Source organism: Streptomyces sp. V3I8, assembly GCF_030817535.1.
Classification (GTDB): Bacteria; Actinomycetota; Actinomycetes; order Streptomycetales; family Streptomycetaceae; genus Streptomyces.
In genome coordinates this window covers 5288997-5306819 of record NZ_JAUSZL010000002.1, presented here as the reverse complement: position 1 = coordinate 5306819, position 17823 = coordinate 5288997, and the positions used below count along the sequence as shown (strand labels likewise).

Here is a 17823-nt window from a genome sequence, read left to right as displayed (position 1 = left end):
GGTCCGGGGCGCCGGTGGGCGCCCCGGGCCGTCGTTCACCCGCTCAGCACTCCGCCGGCTTGCGCCACGAGCACTCCAGATCCGTGTTCCGTCCGGCCGACCGCGCGCCCGGTGCCGGCTTCACCGCCGCGGTCGCGTCGGCGGTGGACCGGGCGAGGGTCACCACGATCGCGTCCTCCAGCGGCTTCACGGACGCGGCGAGGTAATGGTTGAACACGATGCTGTAGACGAGTTCCCGTCCGTCCGCGTCCTTGACGTACCCGGAGAGCGCGGACGCCCCCGTCAACGACCCGGTCTTGCCACGGGCGTTGAGCGCGGCCGGGGTCGCGCACATCCTGGTGCGCAGGGTGCCGCCGACGAAGCGGTCGGGGGCGCAGGCGACCGGCAGGGACTCGTACCAGTCGGCGTACCAGGGCTCGGACCGCACGGCGAGCAGCAGCTTCGCGAACTGCCCGGCGGTGAAGTTGTTCATCCGGGAGAGCCCCGACCCGTCGGCCTGCCGCAGCTTGCCGGTGTCGACGCCGACGCCCTTGAGGTAGCCGCCGACGGCGGCGAGCCCGGCGCTCCAGCTGCCCTCGCCGGAGACCTCGCGCCCCATGGCCTTGGTGAGGATCTCGGCGTGCATGTTGTTGGACAGCTTCATGAACGGGATCAGCAGGTCCTTCAGCGGCATGGAGGCGTGCGAGGCGAGCTGCCGCGCCGCCGCGGGAGTGGCCCGCCCGAGCCGCGTCGGCCCGGTCACCTTCACCCCGTGCGCGGTGAGCGCGGCGCGGAAGACGGCGGCCGCGTACCCGGTGGGCTCCCACACGCTCACCCACTCCTGGGCACCGGAGCCGCCCACCGGCGTCGTACCGCTGACGACGATCGTGTTGCCGCCGTGCTCGCGCTCCACGGCGAGGTCGTCCGCCCCGCCCGCGGCGACGGTCGTGGCCCGTACGTCGACGTCCACGTAGGTCGTCGGCGGGGTGACGGTGACCCGGGGCGCGTCGCCTGCCGCGGTGCCCGGCACCACCCGCACGATCACCGATCCGGTGTCGTAGTCGGTGTCCGGCGCGACGCTCAGCGCGCTGATCTGCGCCGCGTAGTACGCGGACTCGTCGTCGGCGGCCCAGTCGCGCCCGAGGCGGCCGCTGTCGAAGCGGGTGTCGTCGGCGAGGAGCCGCCCGTCGACGCGGGTGACGCCGGAGCCGGCGACGCGGGCCGCCAGGCCGTCGTAGTCCTCGGCCAGCGCGGTCGGGTCGCCGGTGCCGCGCAGGTAGAGGTCGCCGGTCAGGACGGAGCCGTGCCGGCGTCCGGTCGTCAGGACGTCCGTCGTGAACGTGTGGTCGGGGCCGAGGATCTCCATCGCGGGCCGCCGAGGTGGGGAGCTTGGTGTTGGAGGCGGGCATCAGCCGCGAGGTGGGTGCCCGCTGGTAGAGCACGTCCCCGCCGGCGGCCTCCGCGACGACGACGCCCGCCGTGGCGCCCTCCAGGCGGCTGTCGCCGAGGATGGTGTCGATGGCCTCCGGGAGCCCACCGGTACCGGGGTCCGCTCCGGCCGGTGCGGACCAGCCGAGTCCGGCGGCCAGCATCACCGGCACCACGGCCCAGGTCCATGCGCGTCCGCGCGGGCCGCGGGATCTCCTGGTCTCTGCGAGTCGTCTCATGCGACAGCAGCATCCACGACGAAGGCCCCACTGCCTATGGCTGTGGGGCCTTCGTCCTGCTCTTCACTGTAAACATGGGAAAGTGGAGATGGCGGGAATCGAACCCGCGTCCAACGGTGCAGAATCAGGGCTTCTCCGAGCGCAGTTCGCTTAGATTTTCTCAGCCCCGGAGATCACGCGAACAAGTCTCCGACGGGCTCAGTCACTGTTTGATTTCCCGCCTCACCCCGTGACCGGGTCAGACGGTTTAGTTCCCTTGATTATGCCAGGATCCGGGTCGGGAACACTCCCGGGCTGACACCCATTTAGGGTCCTTCAGTCACTGGTTATTAAGCAGCGAGGGCGAAGGACTGGGAATCGCTCTTGGAATTGGCGATTATTGGTTGCGACATATGGTTAACGAGATCATTGCCGCTTCCTCGGCTCGCTTCCCCTGCTTCGACAGCCGCTGTCGAAACCGATCATCCCCATGTTGTTTTTTCAAACCCTCCGAGGAGGGGTACCCGCACCCGCTGTGAGGTGCAGTGCCATCGTACGTGACCAACGCGCCCGGATGCCACCGTATTCCCGGCGGCCGTGCCACCCGCCACGCCACCGGCCACGCTACTGGCCGCGCTCCTTGCGCTTGACCGCCGCGATCGCCCGGTCCGACTCGCGCCGGTCCTGCTTCTCGCGCAGGGTCTGGCGCTTGTCGTACTCCTTCTTGCCGCGGGCGAGCGCGATCTCCGCCTTCGCGCGGCCGTCCTTGAAGTACAGGACGAGCGGCACGATCGTGTGGCCGGTCTCGTCGGACTTCGACGCCAGTTTGTCGATCTCCTCGCGGTGCAGGAGCAGCTTGCGCTTGCGGCGCGCGGAGTGGTTGGTCCAGCTGCCCTGGCTGTACTCGGGGATGTGGGCGTTGTGCAGCCACGCCTCGTTCCCGTCGATCTGGACGAAGCCGTCGGCCAGCGAGGCACGCCCCTGGCGCAACGACTTGACCTCGGTGCCGGTGAGGACGAGCCCGGCCTCGTAGACATCGATGATCGCGTAGTCGTGCCGGGCCTTCTTGTTCTGCGCGACGATCTTGCGCTTGCCGTCCTTCGCCTTGTCCTGGGCCCCACCGCCCTGCTTCGGCTGGGATTCCTTCGGTACGTACATGCCCTTGCTCATAGTGCTGGCCATTTTCGCACTACAGGGGGGCCGGAGGGAAAGCCGATTACGGAAGCCGCGGGACGGCCGCCGCGGCGGCCGTCCGCGTGCTGGTCACGAGGGGTCGCCCAGGCCGCTCAGCACGGTCTCGGCGCGCTCCAGGGCGCCCTCCTCGACCTCCAGGTCGGGGGTGATGCCGCGGCCGTCCACCGTGCGTCCGGAAGGGGTGCGGTAGTGCCCGACGGTCAGCTCGGCGACGGAGCCGTCGGGCAGCCGGCTGGGCATCTGGACCGAGCCCTTGCCGAAGGTCCTGGAGCCCACGACGACCGCGCGGCCGCGGTCCTGCAGGCCGCCCGTGAGCAGCTCGGCCGCGCTCATCGTGCCGCCGTCGACGAGCGCGACCACGGGCCTGGCGGTGTCGCCGCCGGGATCGGCGTGCAGGGCCCGCTGGTCGCCGTTCACGTCGTACGTGGCGACCAGGCCGCCGTCGAGGAAGGCGGAGGCGGCGGTGACGGCCTCGGTGACCAGGCCGCCGGAGTTGCCGCGCAGGTCGAGGACGATGCCCTCGTCCACGGGCACACCGGCCACGGCGGTGCGTACGAGGTCCCCGGACCCCTTGGTGAAGGCCGCGACCTCGATCACGGTCACGCCGTCCGGCAGTTCGCGCACGCTCACGGAGTCGGTGGACAGCCGTGCGCGGCGCAGGGTCTCGCTCCACGCGTGCGTGCCGCGCTGCAGCCCCAAGGCGACGGCGGTGCCGGCGTCGGCGTCGGTGGCGTCGCCCCGCAGCAAGGAGACGACCTCCGTGACGGGCCTGCCGTCCACGCGGTGGCCGTCGATGCTGCGCAGCCGGTCGCCCTTGCGGATGCCGGCGGTCGCGGCGGGCGAGCCGGACCGGACCCGGGTCACCTCGATCCGTCCGTCGCGCTCGCGCCGGGCCCACAGGCCGACGCCGGTGTACTGGCCGTCGAGGGCGTCCTCGAACTCCTCGTACTCGCCCTGGGAGTAGACGGCGCCCCAGCGGTCGCCGCTGCGGCTGACGGCCCGCTCGGCGGCCTCCACGGGCGACTTGCCGTCGGCCATCGCGTCCGCGGCGGCGTCGGCGACGTCCTCCTGGTGGCCGGCCTGGGCGGTGCGGGCCGGCGGGGAGGCGGATTTCCGGCCGGGGGTGTCGAACGAGCCGGTCGCGGCGCCTGCCGCGAGGACACTCGTGAAGACCAACGTCAGGGCCGCCCCGCGGCGGATGCGGCGGGGCTGGCAGAACAGGTCGCGGCCTGACATGCCGGTGAGTCTAGGACAACGAAGAGGGCCGTAGCGGCGGTTGCCGGTACGGCCCTCTTGGCATGTGTCACACCTTCAAGTACTTGCGCAACGCGAAGAACGCGGCCAGCGCGGGCATCAGCAGGCTCGTGGCGAGGATGAGCGGCAGCTTCGTGAGGACGGCGTCCCAGCCGATGAAGTCGATCAGGTTCAGCTTCTCGGACAGGGCCAGGCCGTGGTCGATGATGAAGTACCGCGCGAGCACCAGGAAGGCGCAGGCGACACCGCCGCCGATGAGTCCGGCGACCGCGGCCTCCATGATGAACGGCGCCTGGATGTAGAAGCCGGAGGCGCCCACCAGGCGCATGATCCCGGTCTCACGCCGACGGCTGAACGCGGAGACGCGCACCGTGTTGACGATCAGCATCAGCGCGACGACGAGCATCAGCGCCATCAGCGCCCGGGCCGCCCAGTTCATGCCGTTGAGCAGCTCGAAGAGGTTGTCGAGGATGCTCTTCTGGTCCTGCACGGACTGCACGCCGTCCCGGCCGTCGAAGGCGGTCGCGATGACCTTGTACTTCTCCGGGTCCGTCAGCTTGACGCGGAAGGACTCCTGCATCTGGTCCGGGGTGAGCGAGGCCGCCAGCGGGGAGTCGCCGAACTGCTCCTTGTAGTGCTTGTACGCCTCGTCGCTGGACTCGTGGATGACGTCGTCCACGACCGGCATCTTGGCCAGGTCGGTCTGGATCTGCTTCCGCTGCTCGCTGGTGACCGCCCCCTTGGCGCAGTTGGGGTCGGCCTCCGCGTCGCTCTTGTTGCAGAGGTAGATCGAGACGTTGACCTTGTCGTACCAGTACCCCTTCATCGTGCTCACCTGGTCGCTCATCAGGAGCGAGCCGCCGAACAGGGCGAGGGACAGGGCGACGGAGACGATGACCGCGAAGGTCATCGTCAGATTGCGGCGGAGACCGACACCGATCTCCGACAGAACGAACTGGGCGCGCATGGCGTCTTCTCAGGCCTTTCCGTGGACGGACGCGTGGGACTCGCGGTCAGTGCTGATAGCCGTAGACGCCGCGCGCCTGGTCGCGCACGAGGCGACCCTTCTCCAGCTCGATGACGCGCTTGCGCATCTGGTCCACGATGTTCTGGTCGTGCGTCGCCATCACGACGGTGGTGCCGGTCCGGTTGATCCGGTCGAGCAGCTTCATGATGCCGACGGAGGTCTGCGGGTCCAGGTTTCCGGTGGGCTCGTCCGCGATCAGCAGCTTGGGCCGGTTCACGAACGCTCTCGCGATCGCCACTCGTTGCTGCTCACCGCCGGACAGCTCGCCGGGCATCCGGTCCTCCTTGCCGCCGAGCCCGACGAGGTCGAGCACCTGCGGCACGGACTTGCGGATCTCGCCCTTGGACTTGCCGATCACTTCCTGCGCGAAGGCGACGTTCTCGGCGACCGTCTTGTTGGGCAGGAGGCGGAAGTCCTGGAACACGGTCCCCAGTTGGCGGCGCATCTGCGGCACCTTCCAGTTGGAGATGCGCGCGAGGTCCTTGCCCAGCACGTGCACCTGCCCCTGGCTGGCCCGCTCCTCACGGAGGATCAGCCGCAGGAAGGTGGACTTCCCGGAACCGGAGGACCCCACCAGGAACACGAACTCGCCGCGCTCCACCTCCAGGGAGACATCCCGGAGAGCGGGGTGGGTCTGCTTGGCGTAGACCTTGGAGACGTTGTCGAATCGGATCACGGATGCACCACAGGCCGTCGGGGATATCGAAGCTAGACGAGCGTGACCATACGCGACCCGGGTGCACCGGCGCAGTCGCCGGGACGGGTTGCAGAAGGGTTGTGCGTATTTGTACCGGGGCACCTTCAAGGAGGGGCCTCCGGCCCCGCCCCGACAGGGGCACGGGGAGCTGCGCGACGAGCTCCCACCCACCCGCAGCCGGGCAGGCCCCCCGGGGCACCCCCACGAGGCGCCCCGGGCCCCCTCCGAGGGAACCCGCGCGCCCTCCGGAGGAACCTGGCACAGTGGAGGGGGAACGTATGCGTCCCCGAGAGCGTTGTGTACGTGGAACCGGTGCAAGGAGGGCGAGCGCATGACGTACGACCGGCTGGTGTGCGCGAACTGCGCCGGGCCCGTGAGCGAGGGCCGCTGCCGCGTCTGCCGCGCGAACCGCGAGCGGCTGCAGCAGGAGGGCCCCTTCGGGGGGCTCAACCCCATGACGCTGATCGCCCTGCTCGCCGTCCTGATAGCGGCGATGGTCCTGCTGGCCCACCAGACCGCGTAGGAGACACGCGTCACCGGGCCGCAAGGAGCACGAGAAGCACAAGGAGCATGAGAAGCACGAGGAAGGGCCCGGAGCTGCTCGCTCCGGGCCCTTCCCGCGTCCTACGGCGTCAGGCTGCGGCGCCGCGGTTGTTCATGAGGCGCGGCAGCATCCGGAAGCCGATGCCGCCGGCGATCATCGTGGCGGCGCCGATCAGCAGGTACGTGACGTTCTCGGCGGCGCCGGTCTCGGCCAGCTCGCCGCCGGTGCCCTGGGCGGAGGTGTCCGAGCCCGAGCCGGTGTCGGTCAGGCTCGCCTTGCCCTCGCCCTGCTCGACGGGCTTGGAGCCGGCGTTGTCGGGGTTGGTGTCGTTGCCACCGCTGCCGCCGCCGGTCCCGTTGCCGTTGCCGTTCCCGTTGCCATTCCCGTTGCCCGGGGTGGTCGGGTCCTCGGTGGGCTCCTCGGTGGGCTCGGTGGGCTCCTCGGTGGGGTCGGTCGGCTCCTCGGTGGGGGGCTCCTCCGTGGGAGGCTCCTCGGTGGGGGGCTCCTCCGTGGGCGGGTCGGTCGGGATCTCCGTCGGGTCGGTCGGCGGCGGGGTCGTCGGGTCGTCGGCGGCGATACCGACGCCGACGTTCAGGCCGGCCACGTCGGCGCTGACGTCGAGTGCCGAAGCGGCACCGGCGGCGGTCAGCGAGGCGCCGGCGGCGATCACCGCGCCGGCGGCTATCCGCGCGATCCGGATGCGCGTCTTCTTGGTCATCTGGTTGTTACCCCCAGTAGGTCATCGTCAGTGGTGCAGCGTCCGGGGCCGCGACCGCGGGACGGCTCAGTGGAGCTCCCGGTTCACACGCGCCCCGGAAATACGCATGCCGCGCGTCAGCCTTCCCATTTTTCAAAGCAACGTCAAGGCCGTTGCGACCGCGATGTCCAGATCACGCTCTTTTGACCGGCACAGCGTCATGTGAGTGTGATGTAAAACCCGCTCATCGCCCAACAGAAAGGGCAACTGCCGTCCGGTGGACCGCGGTTGCCCTGTCGACAAAGCGACGTGCGCGAATGTCGCCTTACTTCTCCTGCTGCTTGCGCCAGCGAATTCCGGCCTCGAGGAATCCGTCGATCTCGCCGTTGAAAACGGCCTCGGGGTTACCGACCTCGCAGTCCGTGCGGAGGTCCTTGACCATCTGGTACGGGTGCAGGACGTACGAGCGCATCTGGTTGCCCCAGGAATTGCCGCCGTCGCCCTTGAGCGCGTCCATCTTGGCCTGGTCCTCCTGGCGGCGCCGCTCCAGCAGCTTGGCCTGAAGGACGTTCATCGCGGTCGCCTTGTTCTGGATCTGCGACCGCTCGTTCTGGCAGGAGACGACGATGCCGGTCGGGATGTGGGTCAGGCGCACCGCGGAGTCGGTCGTGTTGACGCCCTGGCCGCCGGGGCCGGAGGAGCGGTACACGTCCACGCGCAGCTCGGACTCGTCGATCTCGACGTGGTCGGTCTTCTCGACGACGGGCAGCACCTCCACCCCGGCGAACGAGGTCTGGCGGCGTCCCTGGTTGTCGAAGGGCGAGATCCGGACGAGCCGGTGGGTGCCCTGCTCGACGGAGAGCTGTCCGTAGGCGTACGGCACCTGGACGGCGAAGGTGGTCGACTTGATGCCGGCCTCCTCCGCGTACGAGGTCTCGTAGACCTCCGTCTTGTACCCGTGCTGCTCGGCCCAGCGCAGGTACATGCGCTGCAGCTTCTCGGCGAAGTCCGCGGCGTCGACGCCGCCGGCCTCGGCCCGGATGTTGACGAGGGCCTCACGGGAGTCGTACTCGCCGGACAGGAGCGTACGGACCTCCATCTCGTCCAGCGCCTTCTTGACGGCCACGAGCTCGGTGTCGGCCTCGGCGCGGGTGTCCGGGTCGTCCTCCTCCTCGGCCATCTCGAAGAGCACGCTCAGGTCGTCGATGCGCCCGCGGAGCGTCTCGGCCTTGCGTACCTCCGCCTGGAGGTGGCTCAGCTTGCTGGTGATCTTCTGCGCCGCATCGGGGTCGTCCCAGAGGGACGGTGCCGCCGCCTGCTCCTCGAGCACGGCGATGTCCGCCCTCAGCTTGTCGAGGTCCAGGACGGCCTCGATCGACTCCATGGTGGAGGAGAGGGACTTGAGCTCTTCGAAAACATCGACGACTGCCACGCCCCCAGCGTAACGGCTCCGCCGGCCTGGCCGGGTAGGTGTGCGGGCCCACACCCCCGGGGCTCCGCCCCCGGCCCCCGCCCGGATGTCGTCCGCGGGCCCGGTGGGGGCCGGTCGCGCAGTTCCTCGCGCCCCTGAGGAGCTTTGTTCGCGGGCCCGGTGGGGGCTGGTCGCGCAGTTCCTCGCGCCCCTGGGGAGCTTCGTCCGCGGGCTCGGTGGGGGCCGGTCGCGCAGTTCCTCGCGCCCCTGGGGAGTGGGGGTGCGGTCCTGTTCCCAGTCCGTCCGGCGTTTGAGGACGAGCGCGTAGCGCGAAAGGGGGTTCGGGGGCGGAGCCCCCGAGGTGGTCAGGGGGTCGCCGGGGACGAGGTCTGCGTGTCGGACGGGGAGCCGTCCGCGTCGTTCCCCGACGTGGCGAACCACGCGCCGCCCCCGATCGCGGCGACGAGCACCACCCCCGCCACCCCCAGCGTGATCCGCCGCCGCCGGGCGGACGCCCGGTGCCGCGCGGACCCCGGCCGGGGCGCCCCCGCCGCCCGCGGAGCCCGCGCCGTACCGAGCGCGCCCCCCGCCAGCTCGTCCGGCCCCGGAACCCGCATCGACGTGTGCGTGTCCCGGTTCGAGTCCGGCTTGGCGCCGGGCACCAGCGGCACGGCCCCCCGCCGCACCCGCTCCCGCGGGGCCTCCGGCTCGGCGGCCGCCGGCGCGTCCTCGTCGCGGTCGCCGTCCGATTCCCCGTCCGGCTCGTCCACGTCCAGCGGCGGCATCCCGGCGAGCAGCGGCAGCTGCTCCCGCAGCCGCTCCCCCAGCTCGGACGCGCGCAGCCGCGACGCCGGCGCCTTGGCCAGGCACTGCACGAGCAGCTGCCACAGCTCCTCGGGGATCCCGGGCAGCGGGACGACGGTCTCGGTGACGTGCCGGCGCAGGACCGCCCCCGGGTGCCCGCCGCCGAAGGGGGTGAACCCGGCGAGGAGCTCGTACAGCACGGTCGCCAGCGCGTAGATGTCGACGGCGGCCCGCGGCGGGAGCCCCTCGATGATCTCGGGAGCCAGGTAGTCCGGCGTGCCGATGATCTTCGTCGCGCGGGTCCGCCGCGGCGAGTCGATGAGCTTGGCGACGCCGAAGTCGGTCAGCAGCGCGGGGTGCGCCCCGCCGGGCCCGAGCGGGCCCTGCATGTCGAGCAGCACGTTCTCGGGCTTCACGTCCCGGTGCACGACCCCCGCCGCGTGCGCCGCGGCGAGCCCGTCCGCGACGTCGGCGACGATCGCGACGGCCGCCTCGGGCGCGAGGCGGCGCTCCCGGTCGAGCCGGGTGCGCAGGTCCGTGCCGCGGACGAGGTCCATGACGAGGGCGAGGTCGTTGCCGTCGACCACGAGGTCCCGCACGGACACCACGTGCGGGTGGTCGAGGCCCAGCAGGGCCGTCCGCTCCTGCACGAACCGCCCCACCAGCTCCTGGTCGGACGCCAGGTCCTCGCGCAGCAGCTTGATGGCGACGGGCCCCTCGGGGCCGTCGCCCAGCCACACCGTGCCGGCGCTGCCCCGCCCCAGGATCTGGTTCGCGGTGTACCGGCTGCCGATCTTCCGTACCAAGACTGCTCCTACGGGCGCGTGTTGGCGACAAAACTACGCGCCCGGAGCACCAACCTTCACTTCGGCGACGGAAATCACCCGCCAGGTGTCGACAAATCCCCAGACCAGCGGAGGGCGGCGCCGGGGACGAAGAGGGAGCAACCCCCCAAAACGTCTACTTGACGGAACCGCCGAGGTCCTCGACCCAGCCGGAGACGGTGCCGAACCAGTCCGACAACTGCTCCCAGTACCCCTTGGACGTGCCGATCCAGCCCTGCAGCGGGCTGAACTCCCAGATCGCCCAGCCGGCCGCGACCAGGATGACGATCGTGAACAGGCACCCCTTGAGGCAGCCGAGCCCGGGGATCTTCATCGGGTTGGCGCTGCGCTGCCGGGGTTCCCGGGGCTCGCGCGCCGGACGCGGCGCGGGCTGCTGGGGCTGCTGCGGCGCGGGGGCGTACCGCTGGGGCTGGGGTTGGTGAGGCTGCTGGGGGGCGTATCCCTGCTGGTACCCCTGCTGTCCCTGTTGCTGCCCCTGCGGGTAGCCGTAGCCCGACTGCTGGTTCCGCGGCTGCCGCTGCTGGCGGCGCTGGGGCTGGGGCTGCCGGCTCGGCGGCTGCTGCGGCTGGTTCTGCGGCGGCCGGGCGACCTGCCGCTGCGGGCGGCGCCGCAGCGGGTCCTCGTCCGGGTCGAGGTACGACTGCACCTGCGTCGCCTCGTTGCGGTCACGGGCCGCGCGGAGCTGGTTCTGCCAGGGGTGCGGGTCCCCGGAGCCCGACCCCGGCTGGTCCGGCGGCACCGAGGGCAGCACCGCGGTCGGGTCGGCCGCGCCGTGGTGGGGCAGGACGGCGGTGGGGTCGGCGGCGCCCGCGCCGGCGTGCGGCAGGACGCTGGTCGCGCCGTTCGGGTCGTAGGCGGCGGCGCCCTGCGGGAGCACCTGGGTGGGGTCGGCGGCGCCGGGGGTGCCCGGCACGGCGGCGGGCGCCGGGTCCGGGGCGAGGAGCACGCCCACGGCCTCGGCGGCGGCGATCTGCCCGGAGTTCGCGTGCACCCCGATGCCCTCGGCGACCGTACGCAGGCCGCGGGCGAGGTTCTCGGCGCTGGGCCGCTCGTCGGGGTTCTTGCGCAGGCAGCGCTCGATCACGGTCCACAGCGGGTCGGGCACCGTGGAGGGCCTGCGCGGCTCGGCGCTCAGGTGCTGGTGGAGCACTTCGAGGGCGGACCCGCCACCGAACGGCGGGCGGCCGGTGACCAGCTCGTACAGCATGATCCCGGCGCCGTAGATGTCGACGGCGGAGGTCTGCGGGCGGCCCTCGGCGGACTCCGGCGCCACGTACGCGGGCGTGCCGACGAACTCGTGGGTGCGGGTCAGGCCCGGGGAGTCGGCCAGCCGGGCGATGCCGAAGTCCGTCAGCATCGGGTGCATCCGGCCGTCGAGCTCCTGGAGCAGGACGTTCGCCGGCTTCAGGTCGCGGTGCACGACGCCGTCGGCGTGGCTGGCGGCGAGCGCGTCGGCGACCTGGGCGGTGAGCAGCGCGGCGGCCACCGGCGAGAACGGGCCGTTCTCACGCAGGTACCGGTGCAGGTCGGGGCCGTCGATCAGGTCCATGACCAGGGCCAGCAGATCGCCCTCGACCACGAGGTCCCGTACCCGGACGATGTTCGGATGGGTCAGGCGGAGCAGCACGGAGCGCTCCCGCAGGAACCGCATCACGATGTCCGGGTCGCTCGCCAGCTCCTCCTTGAGGACCTTGATCGCCACGGTCTCGCCGGGCTGACCGGTCACGGCCGCCTCGGCGCCCGCGGCCTCGCGCTGGCTGGCCCGCCAGACGGTGCCCGTGGCGCCGCGCCCCAGCGGCTCCTCCAGGAGGTACTTGCTGCCTACCGGCCGCACGTCATGCGCTCCTTGTTGCTTGCTTGCCTGGTCCGTCCACCGCGCTGCGGGCGGTTCCGACCCACTGTAATGCCGCCGAACACGGCTCCGGGCTGTCGTCGCACCACGGTTTCCGCCTCCCCGCCCACCCATGCATCACGTGGGGCGTTCCTGCATGTGTTCAATGAAAAGACGCTCGATCCAGGTGTTTCGGTTGCCCGGTCTTGACGTGATCGATCCCGGCCGTGATCCCAACCGGGCATTGCGCAGGCACTTTTGCGGGCAGAGCCGACCAATCAAGATCACTTGACTGCGGAACGCGGGCGTGTTGTCAGTCGCAGGTGCGAGGATGCATCCCGTACTGGCCGACGTGCCCGTGCGCGGTGGGGGAGTCTGCGGTGGGGGACCGCGGGACAGCCCCGTCGCGGGCGCCCGCGACAGAAGGGACCGCTGACGGCGATGCAGATCCGGCTGACCGTCGTAGACCCGCTGGGCACCCGCCCCGACGGGCGCCCCGCGTCCTGCGACGTGCTGGTGACAGCACCCGCCGGGACCGCGCTCGCGGCCGTGGCCTCCGGCCTCGCCTCGGCGGTCGGGGGCGAGGGCCCCGGGGTGCTGTACGCGGACGCGGAGCGGCTCGACGCGCAGCGCTGCACGCTGGGTGAACCACCGCTGATGGACGGCGCCGTACTGTCCCTGGGCGCCCCCGCGCAGCCCGGACCCGACGTCGACCCCGCCGCCGCGCAGCTGCGGGTGGTCGCCGGGCCCGACGCCGGCGGCGTCCATCTGCTGCACGGCGGCCGGATCGAGATAGGCCGCTCCGCCGACGCCGACGTGCCGCTGGACGACCCGGACGTCTCGCGTCTGCACTGCGCCGTGACGGTCGCGCCGGACGGCCAGGTCTCGGTCGCGGACCTCGGTTCCACGAACGGCACGGTGCTGGACGGCAGGCGCGTGGGCGAGCGCCCGGTGCGTTTCGCGCCGGGGGCGCTGCTGCGAGTGGGTGAGTCGGCCCTGCTGCTCGCCCCGGCGGGCGAGCCCGCCGACATCCGCGAGACCGCACCGGACGGCGAGGGGCACGTACGGGTGGTCGCGGTGCCGGCGTCCTCCACGCGCGGCCGGCCGGCGACGGCGCACGGCCGCACGGGGGCGGAACGGGGACAGGGACAGACGCAGGGACAGGGACGGCAGCAGGGGCAAGGACGGCAGTCGGCCGGGTCCGGCCGGACCGGGAGCGGGGCCGGGGTGGCGTCCCGGGACGCCACCGGAACGGGTGGCGGCAGCGGTGGCGGTGCCGATTCCGGGAGCGCGAGGGTGCCGCGCGCGCGGGACGGGGGCCCGTCCGTCGAGCACCGGGAGCCCCGGGACCGTCGGGACCCCCCGGGTTCCGGCCCGCGGTCCGCGCCGCCGTCCGCCGAGACGCACCACGGGTACGGCACGGCCGGCTGGGGCGCCGCCGAGGGCGGGGCGCAGGGGCACCGGTCCGCGGGGCCGCACATGGTGCCCGGCCGGGGCGGAGCACCCCGGGCGGAGCACCCCGGCCTCGCGGAGCCCGGCGCGCAGGACCAGGACGACGTCCAGGACGACGTCCAGGGGCCCGGCGAGGGTGGCCGGAAAGGCACTCCGCCGCGGGGGACACCCGTGCCGCGCGGTGCCCGCAAGCGCGGGCTCTCCGCGTGGGCCCGCCGCCTGGCCGGCGCCCGGGGAGAGGGCCAGGACGACGAGGACGACACCTACGACCCGTACGAGGCGGCGTTCGCCGAGCCCGTCGCCCTGGGCGTGCCCGAGCCCGACCGGTGGCCCGATCCCGCCGCACTGCTGCTGACGGCGCTGGGACCGGGACCCCGGCTGTGGGAGCGCGGGCCCGGACACCAGGAGACGCTGACGGTCCGGCTGGGCACGGCGGACCGGAGCACGCCCGACGGCTCGGGGCTGCTGCCCGCCGTACCGGTGACCGTCGGGCTGCGGGAGGTCGGGGCGCTGGGTCTGGCCGGACCGCGCGAGCGCCTGTCGGGCCTCGCCCGCGCGGTGGTGGCCCAGCTCGCCGCGCTGCACTCCCCCGACTCGCTGGAGATCACCCTCCTGAGCACGGACCGCTCGCGTTCCCTGGAGGAGCGCACCGCCGAATGGTCGTGGCTCGGCTGGCTGCCGCATCTGCGCCCCACCCACGGCCAGGACTGCCGCCTCCTCCTCGCCTACGACCGCGAACAGGCGACGGCGCGTACGGAAGAACTGGTCCGGCGCCTGGAGGACCACCTGACGGAGACGGGGCGCGCGGCCGGGAGAGGCCACGGAGGACAAGAAGGGGAGCAAGGGCGACAAGGAGGTCAGGGACCCCGTCCCGGCGGGGGCTCGCCGGACGACAGCGGGGCCTTCACGTCCCGCCCGAGGAACCCGGCGGACACCGGCCCGGACGCCCCCTCCGGGACGTACGCACCCGGCCGGACCGGTCGGGACGCCGGTGCGCCGGCCCCCGGGAGCCGTCCCCTCGGCCGCGACGAGGGCGCCACCCATCTGGGGCTCCCGCGCAGCGGCACCCGGACGGGTGCCGCGCGGGACCGGGCGGACCGGCCGTCCTGGGCGCGTTCGGGCGATCCGGCGCGGGCCGGGTGGACCGGTCCGTACACCGTCCTCGTGGTGGACGGGGACCCCGGTTCGGCCGCTGTGCGCGATGCCGTGTCCCGGCTCGCGGCCGAAGGCCCGCAGGTCGGGATACACGTCGTCTGCCTCGCCGAGACACCGGCCGCGTCACCCGCGTCACCGGTGGCCGACACGTACGAGGCGGCGTGCGCGGTGTCGCCCGTGGTCCGCGCCTGCGGGGCCGTCGCGCTGCTGAGCGGTGACGTGGCCACCGCCCTGCGTCTGCTGCGGGTGGCGTCCGGCACGCAGGCCCACGGCACGTCGGGCGGCCCCGTCGGCCACGGCACGGTCGCCGCGGTGGACGCCGTCTCCATGGCGTGGGCGGAGCGCTTCGCGCGGGCGCTCGCGCCGTTGCGGGCCGACGGCGCGGCCGGGGAGCGGCACGCCCGGGTGTCCGCGCCGCTGCCGCAGACCGCCCGGCTGCTGGACGAACTGGGCCTGGCGCGGGCGACCCCGGCGTCCCTGATGGCGCGCTGGGCGGACGCCGCCGACGATCCCGAGGCGCTCGGCGGCCGGGCCACGGCCGTGCTCGGCGCCGGGCCGCGCGGACCCGTCTGCGTGGACCTCCCGCACGAGGGTCCGCACCTGCTGGTCGAGGGGCCGTCCGGCAGCGGGCGTACGGAGCTGCTGCGGGCCGTCGTCGCATCGCTCGCCGCCGCGGAGCGGCCCGACCGCCTCGGCATCGTGCTGGTCGACGGCCGGGACGGTACGGGTGGCGGAGGGCCGACGGGGCGCGGCGACGGGCTCCAGGTCTGTACGGACCTGCCCCACGTCACGACGCACCTGGGTGCCCACGACCCCGTACGGATGCGTGAGTTCGCGCAGTCCCTGTCCGCCGAGCTGAAGCGGCGGGCCGAGCTGCTGGGGCGCCTGGACTTCACCGAGTGGCACGCCCGGCCGCAGGGGGCGGGTCGCGTCGTCGCGCAGCGGCAGGGGGGCGGAGCGGGGGCCGGTTCCTCTTCCGGGTCCCCCCTCGGGTCCGCCCCGGGCTCCGCCTCCGCGTCCGGTGCGGCTTCGGGGGGCTCCGCCGGGGCGGCGGATCTCGATACGCCGTCCAGTTCGACCCTGCGGTTGCGGCCCGCCGCGGCGCGGGTCCGCGCGGAGGCGGCGGAGGCGGCGCCCGCGCTTCCCCGGCTCGTGGTGGTCGTGGACGACCTGGACGCGCTGCTCTCGCCCCCGCTGGGTTCGCCCGGCCGGCCGGCCGCCGGTTCTGTCGTACGGGCCCTGGAAGGGGTCGCGCGGGACGGTGCGCGGCTCGGGGTGCACCTGGTGGCGGCGACGGGCGGCGGGGGCCGTACGGAGGAGACCGAGCTGGCGCGGCGGGCCGGGCTGCGGGTCGTACTGGAGACGCCGGGGGGCGGGACCGAGGAGCCGTCGCCGGGGCGGGGGCGGCTCGACGGGACGGGCGGGCGGTCCGTGCCGTTCCAGGGCGGGCGGGTGACGGGGCGGATTCCGCGTACGGCCACGCTGCGGCCCACGGTGGTCCCGCTGGAGTGGGCCCGGATGGGGGATCCGCCCGCGCGGCGGCCGGTGCGGGAGCTCGGCAACGGACCGACCGATCTGGCCCTGCTCGCCAGCGCGTTGGAGCGGGCGGCGCGCTCGGTCGCCGCCGCGGAGGTCCCCTCGCTCCTGTGATCCGCCCGGGGCGCCGCCCCCGCCTTCCAGGAGCGCGGGGGACCGCGCCGTCCGCCCTGTCGCACCCCACGTCACGACGCGATTACGATCATGCCCTTGACAGCGCAGGCGCCCTTGCCGAGGCCGAGCGCACGGGCGTAGACCAAGAGCGCACAGCACAGCGCTAGGTCCTGTCATCGAACTCCCGTCCGGCGGACGGCGGGAGGCTGCCGACAGGACCTCGGACGTTCGACGGAGAACGGGGCACACCATGCGTAGCAGCATTCTTCGCGTCACCGGGTCGCACACGAGGAGCACGGCCGCGCGGGCCGCGGCGGCCGTCGTCGCGGGGGCGATGGCTCTCACGCTCACGGCATGCGGCGGTGACGACGACAAGGACGACGAGGGGAGCGGCGAGAGCGGCGCCGCGGCCAGTGTCCAGCTGCCCAAGCTCGACGGCCAGAAGCTCGAGGTGGCGGCCGTGTGGACCGGTCCCGAGCAGGAGAACTTCACCAAGGTCCTGGACGAGTTCGAGAAGCGGACGGGCGCGGAGGTGAGTTTCGTGCCGACCGGCAACAACACCTCCACCTTCCTGGGCACGAAGATCCAGGGCGGCAAGCCGCCGAACGTGGCGTTCCTCCCTCAGGTCGGCGTGCTCCACCAGTTCGCCCAGAAGGGCTGGGTGAAGCCGCTGGGCACCGAGGCGCAGGCCCAGCTCGACAAGAACTTCTCGGCGGGCTGGAAGGACCTGGGCGCGTACGAGGGCAAGCAGTACGGCGTCTACGCGAAGGCCGCCAACAAGTCGCTGGTCTGGTACAACACGGCCGCGTTCGAGGCGGCGGGCATCACGGCCGAGCCGAAGACCTGGGACGAGTTCGTGCAGACCGCGCAGACCCTGTCGGACGCGGGTTCGCCGGCGGTCTCCGTCGGCGGGCAGGACGGCTGGACCCTCACCGACTGGTTCGAGAACATCTACCTCTCACAGGCGGGCCCGGAGAAGTACGACCAGCTGGCCAAGCACGAGATCAAGTGGACGGACCCCTCCGTGAAGGAGGCCCTGACCACGCTGGCCCAACTGTGGGGCAAGGACGACCTGCTCGCGGGCGGCAGCGCGGGCGCGCTGCGCACCGAGTTCCCGAAGTCGGTGACGAACACCTTCTCCGGCGACACCCCGGCGGGGATGGTCTACGAGGGCGACTTCGTCGCGGCGAACATCAACGCCGACACGAAGGCGAAGATCGGCACGGACGCCAAGGTCTTCCCGTTCCCGGCGGTCGGCGACGAGTCGCCGGTGGTCAGCGGCGGTGACGTGGCGGTGGCCCTGAAGGACGACAAGGGCTCGCAGGCCCTGCTGACCTTCCTGGCGTCGACCGACGCGGCCGAGATCTGGGCGGCGCAGGGCGGCTTCATCTCCCCCAACAAGGAGATGGACCGGAAGAAGTACAAGGACGACGTGACCCGGGACATCGCGGCGGCGCTGCTGAAGGCCGGTGACGACTTCCGCTTCGACATGTCCGACCAGGCCCCGGCCGCCTTCGGCGGTACGCAGGGCGCGGGCGAGTGGAAGGCGCTGCAGGACTTCCTGAAGGACCCCAAGGACGTCGCGGGCGCGCAGCAGCAGCTCGAGACGTCCGCCGCCAAGGCGTACAAGGGCTGAC

At 72.8% G+C, this 17823-nt stretch carries 11 protein-coding genes, 1 other RNA gene and 1 pseudogene; 3 read left to right on the top strand and 10 right to left on the bottom strand.

The window, feature by feature from the left end; genetic code table 11:
• Window positions 1-43: 43 nt before the first annotated feature.
• The 6 genes and pseudogenes from dacB to ftsE form a co-directional block, all read right to left on the bottom strand.
• Window positions 44-1646, bottom strand: a pseudogene (gene dacB / locus QFZ75_RS23655) (D-alanyl-D-alanine carboxypeptidase/D-alanyl-D-alanine-endopeptidase).
• 80 nt (window positions 1647-1726) lie between these two features.
• Window positions 1727-2115: a transfer-messenger RNA gene (gene ssrA, locus QFZ75_RS23650) on the bottom strand.
• A gap of 134 nt (window positions 2116-2249) precedes the next feature.
• Window positions 2250-2783: an SsrA-binding protein SmpB gene (gene smpB, locus QFZ75_RS23645; protein WP_307544726.1), complete on the bottom strand. Its 534-nt coding sequence runs from the start codon at window positions 2781-2783 to the stop codon at window positions 2250-2252.
• A gap of 105 nt (window positions 2784-2888) precedes the next feature.
• On the bottom strand, window positions 2889-4055 hold the full coding sequence (locus QFZ75_RS23640) for a S41 family peptidase (protein WP_307539906.1): 1167 nt from the start codon (window positions 4053-4055) through the stop codon (window positions 2889-2891).
• A gap of 67 nt (window positions 4056-4122) precedes the next feature.
• Window positions 4123-5040, bottom strand: a complete 918-nt coding sequence (gene ftsX, locus QFZ75_RS23635; RefSeq protein WP_307539904.1) for a permease-like cell division protein FtsX — start codon at window positions 5038-5040, stop codon at window positions 4123-4125.
• Between the two features lie 46 nt (window positions 5041-5086).
• Window positions 5087-5776, bottom strand: a complete 690-nt coding sequence (ftsE, locus tag QFZ75_RS23630) for a cell division ATP-binding protein FtsE (protein WP_149514170.1) — start codon at window positions 5774-5776, stop codon at window positions 5087-5089.
• Between the two features lie 352 nt (window positions 5777-6128).
• Between ftsE and QFZ75_RS23625 the strand changes: the two genes are divergently transcribed.
• Complete coding sequence (locus QFZ75_RS23625) at window positions 6129-6320, top strand: hypothetical protein (RefSeq protein ID WP_307539902.1); 192 nt, start codon at window positions 6129-6131, stop codon at window positions 6318-6320.
• Window positions 6321-6429: 109 nt separating this feature from the next.
• On the opposite strand, the gene QFZ75_RS23620 is transcribed toward QFZ75_RS23625, so the two are convergent.
• From QFZ75_RS23620 to QFZ75_RS23605, 4 genes are all read right to left on the bottom strand, one after another.
• The gene (locus tag QFZ75_RS23620; protein ID WP_307539901.1) at window positions 6430-7059 is read right to left on the bottom strand and encodes an LPXTG cell wall anchor domain-containing protein; all 630 of its coding nucleotides are present in this window, start codon (window positions 7057-7059) and stop codon (window positions 6430-6432) included.
• Window positions 7060-7363: 304 nt separating this feature from the next.
• Window positions 7364-8470 carry a peptide chain release factor 2 gene (prfB, locus tag QFZ75_RS23615; RefSeq protein ID WP_307539899.1) on the bottom strand — a complete coding sequence of 369 codons (1107 nt, stop codon included), beginning with the start codon at window positions 8468-8470 and terminating at the stop codon, window positions 7364-7366.
• Between the two features lie 344 nt (window positions 8471-8814).
• Window positions 8815-10059, bottom strand: coding sequence for a protein kinase (locus QFZ75_RS23610; protein WP_307539897.1), 1245 nt, complete (start codon window positions 10057-10059; stop codon window positions 8815-8817).
• A gap of 154 nt (window positions 10060-10213) precedes the next feature.
• Window positions 10214-11932 carry a serine/threonine-protein kinase gene (locus QFZ75_RS23605; RefSeq protein ID WP_307539895.1) on the bottom strand — a complete coding sequence of 573 codons (1719 nt, stop codon included), beginning with the start codon at window positions 11930-11932 and terminating at the stop codon, window positions 10214-10216.
• A gap of 438 nt (window positions 11933-12370) precedes the next feature.
• Here QFZ75_RS23605 and QFZ75_RS23600 point away from each other — a divergent pair, with 438 nt between their 5' ends.
• Window positions 12371-16186 carry an FHA domain-containing protein gene (locus tag QFZ75_RS23600; protein WP_307539894.1) on the top strand — a complete coding sequence of 1272 codons (3816 nt, stop codon included), beginning with the start codon at window positions 12371-12373 and terminating at the stop codon, window positions 16184-16186.
• Window positions 16187-16436: 250 nt separating this feature from the next.
• Entirely contained in the window at window positions 16437-17822 is a 1386-nt protein-coding gene (locus tag QFZ75_RS23595; RefSeq protein ID WP_307539892.1) for an ABC transporter substrate-binding protein, read from the top strand.
• Window position 17823: the final 1 nt, after the last annotated feature.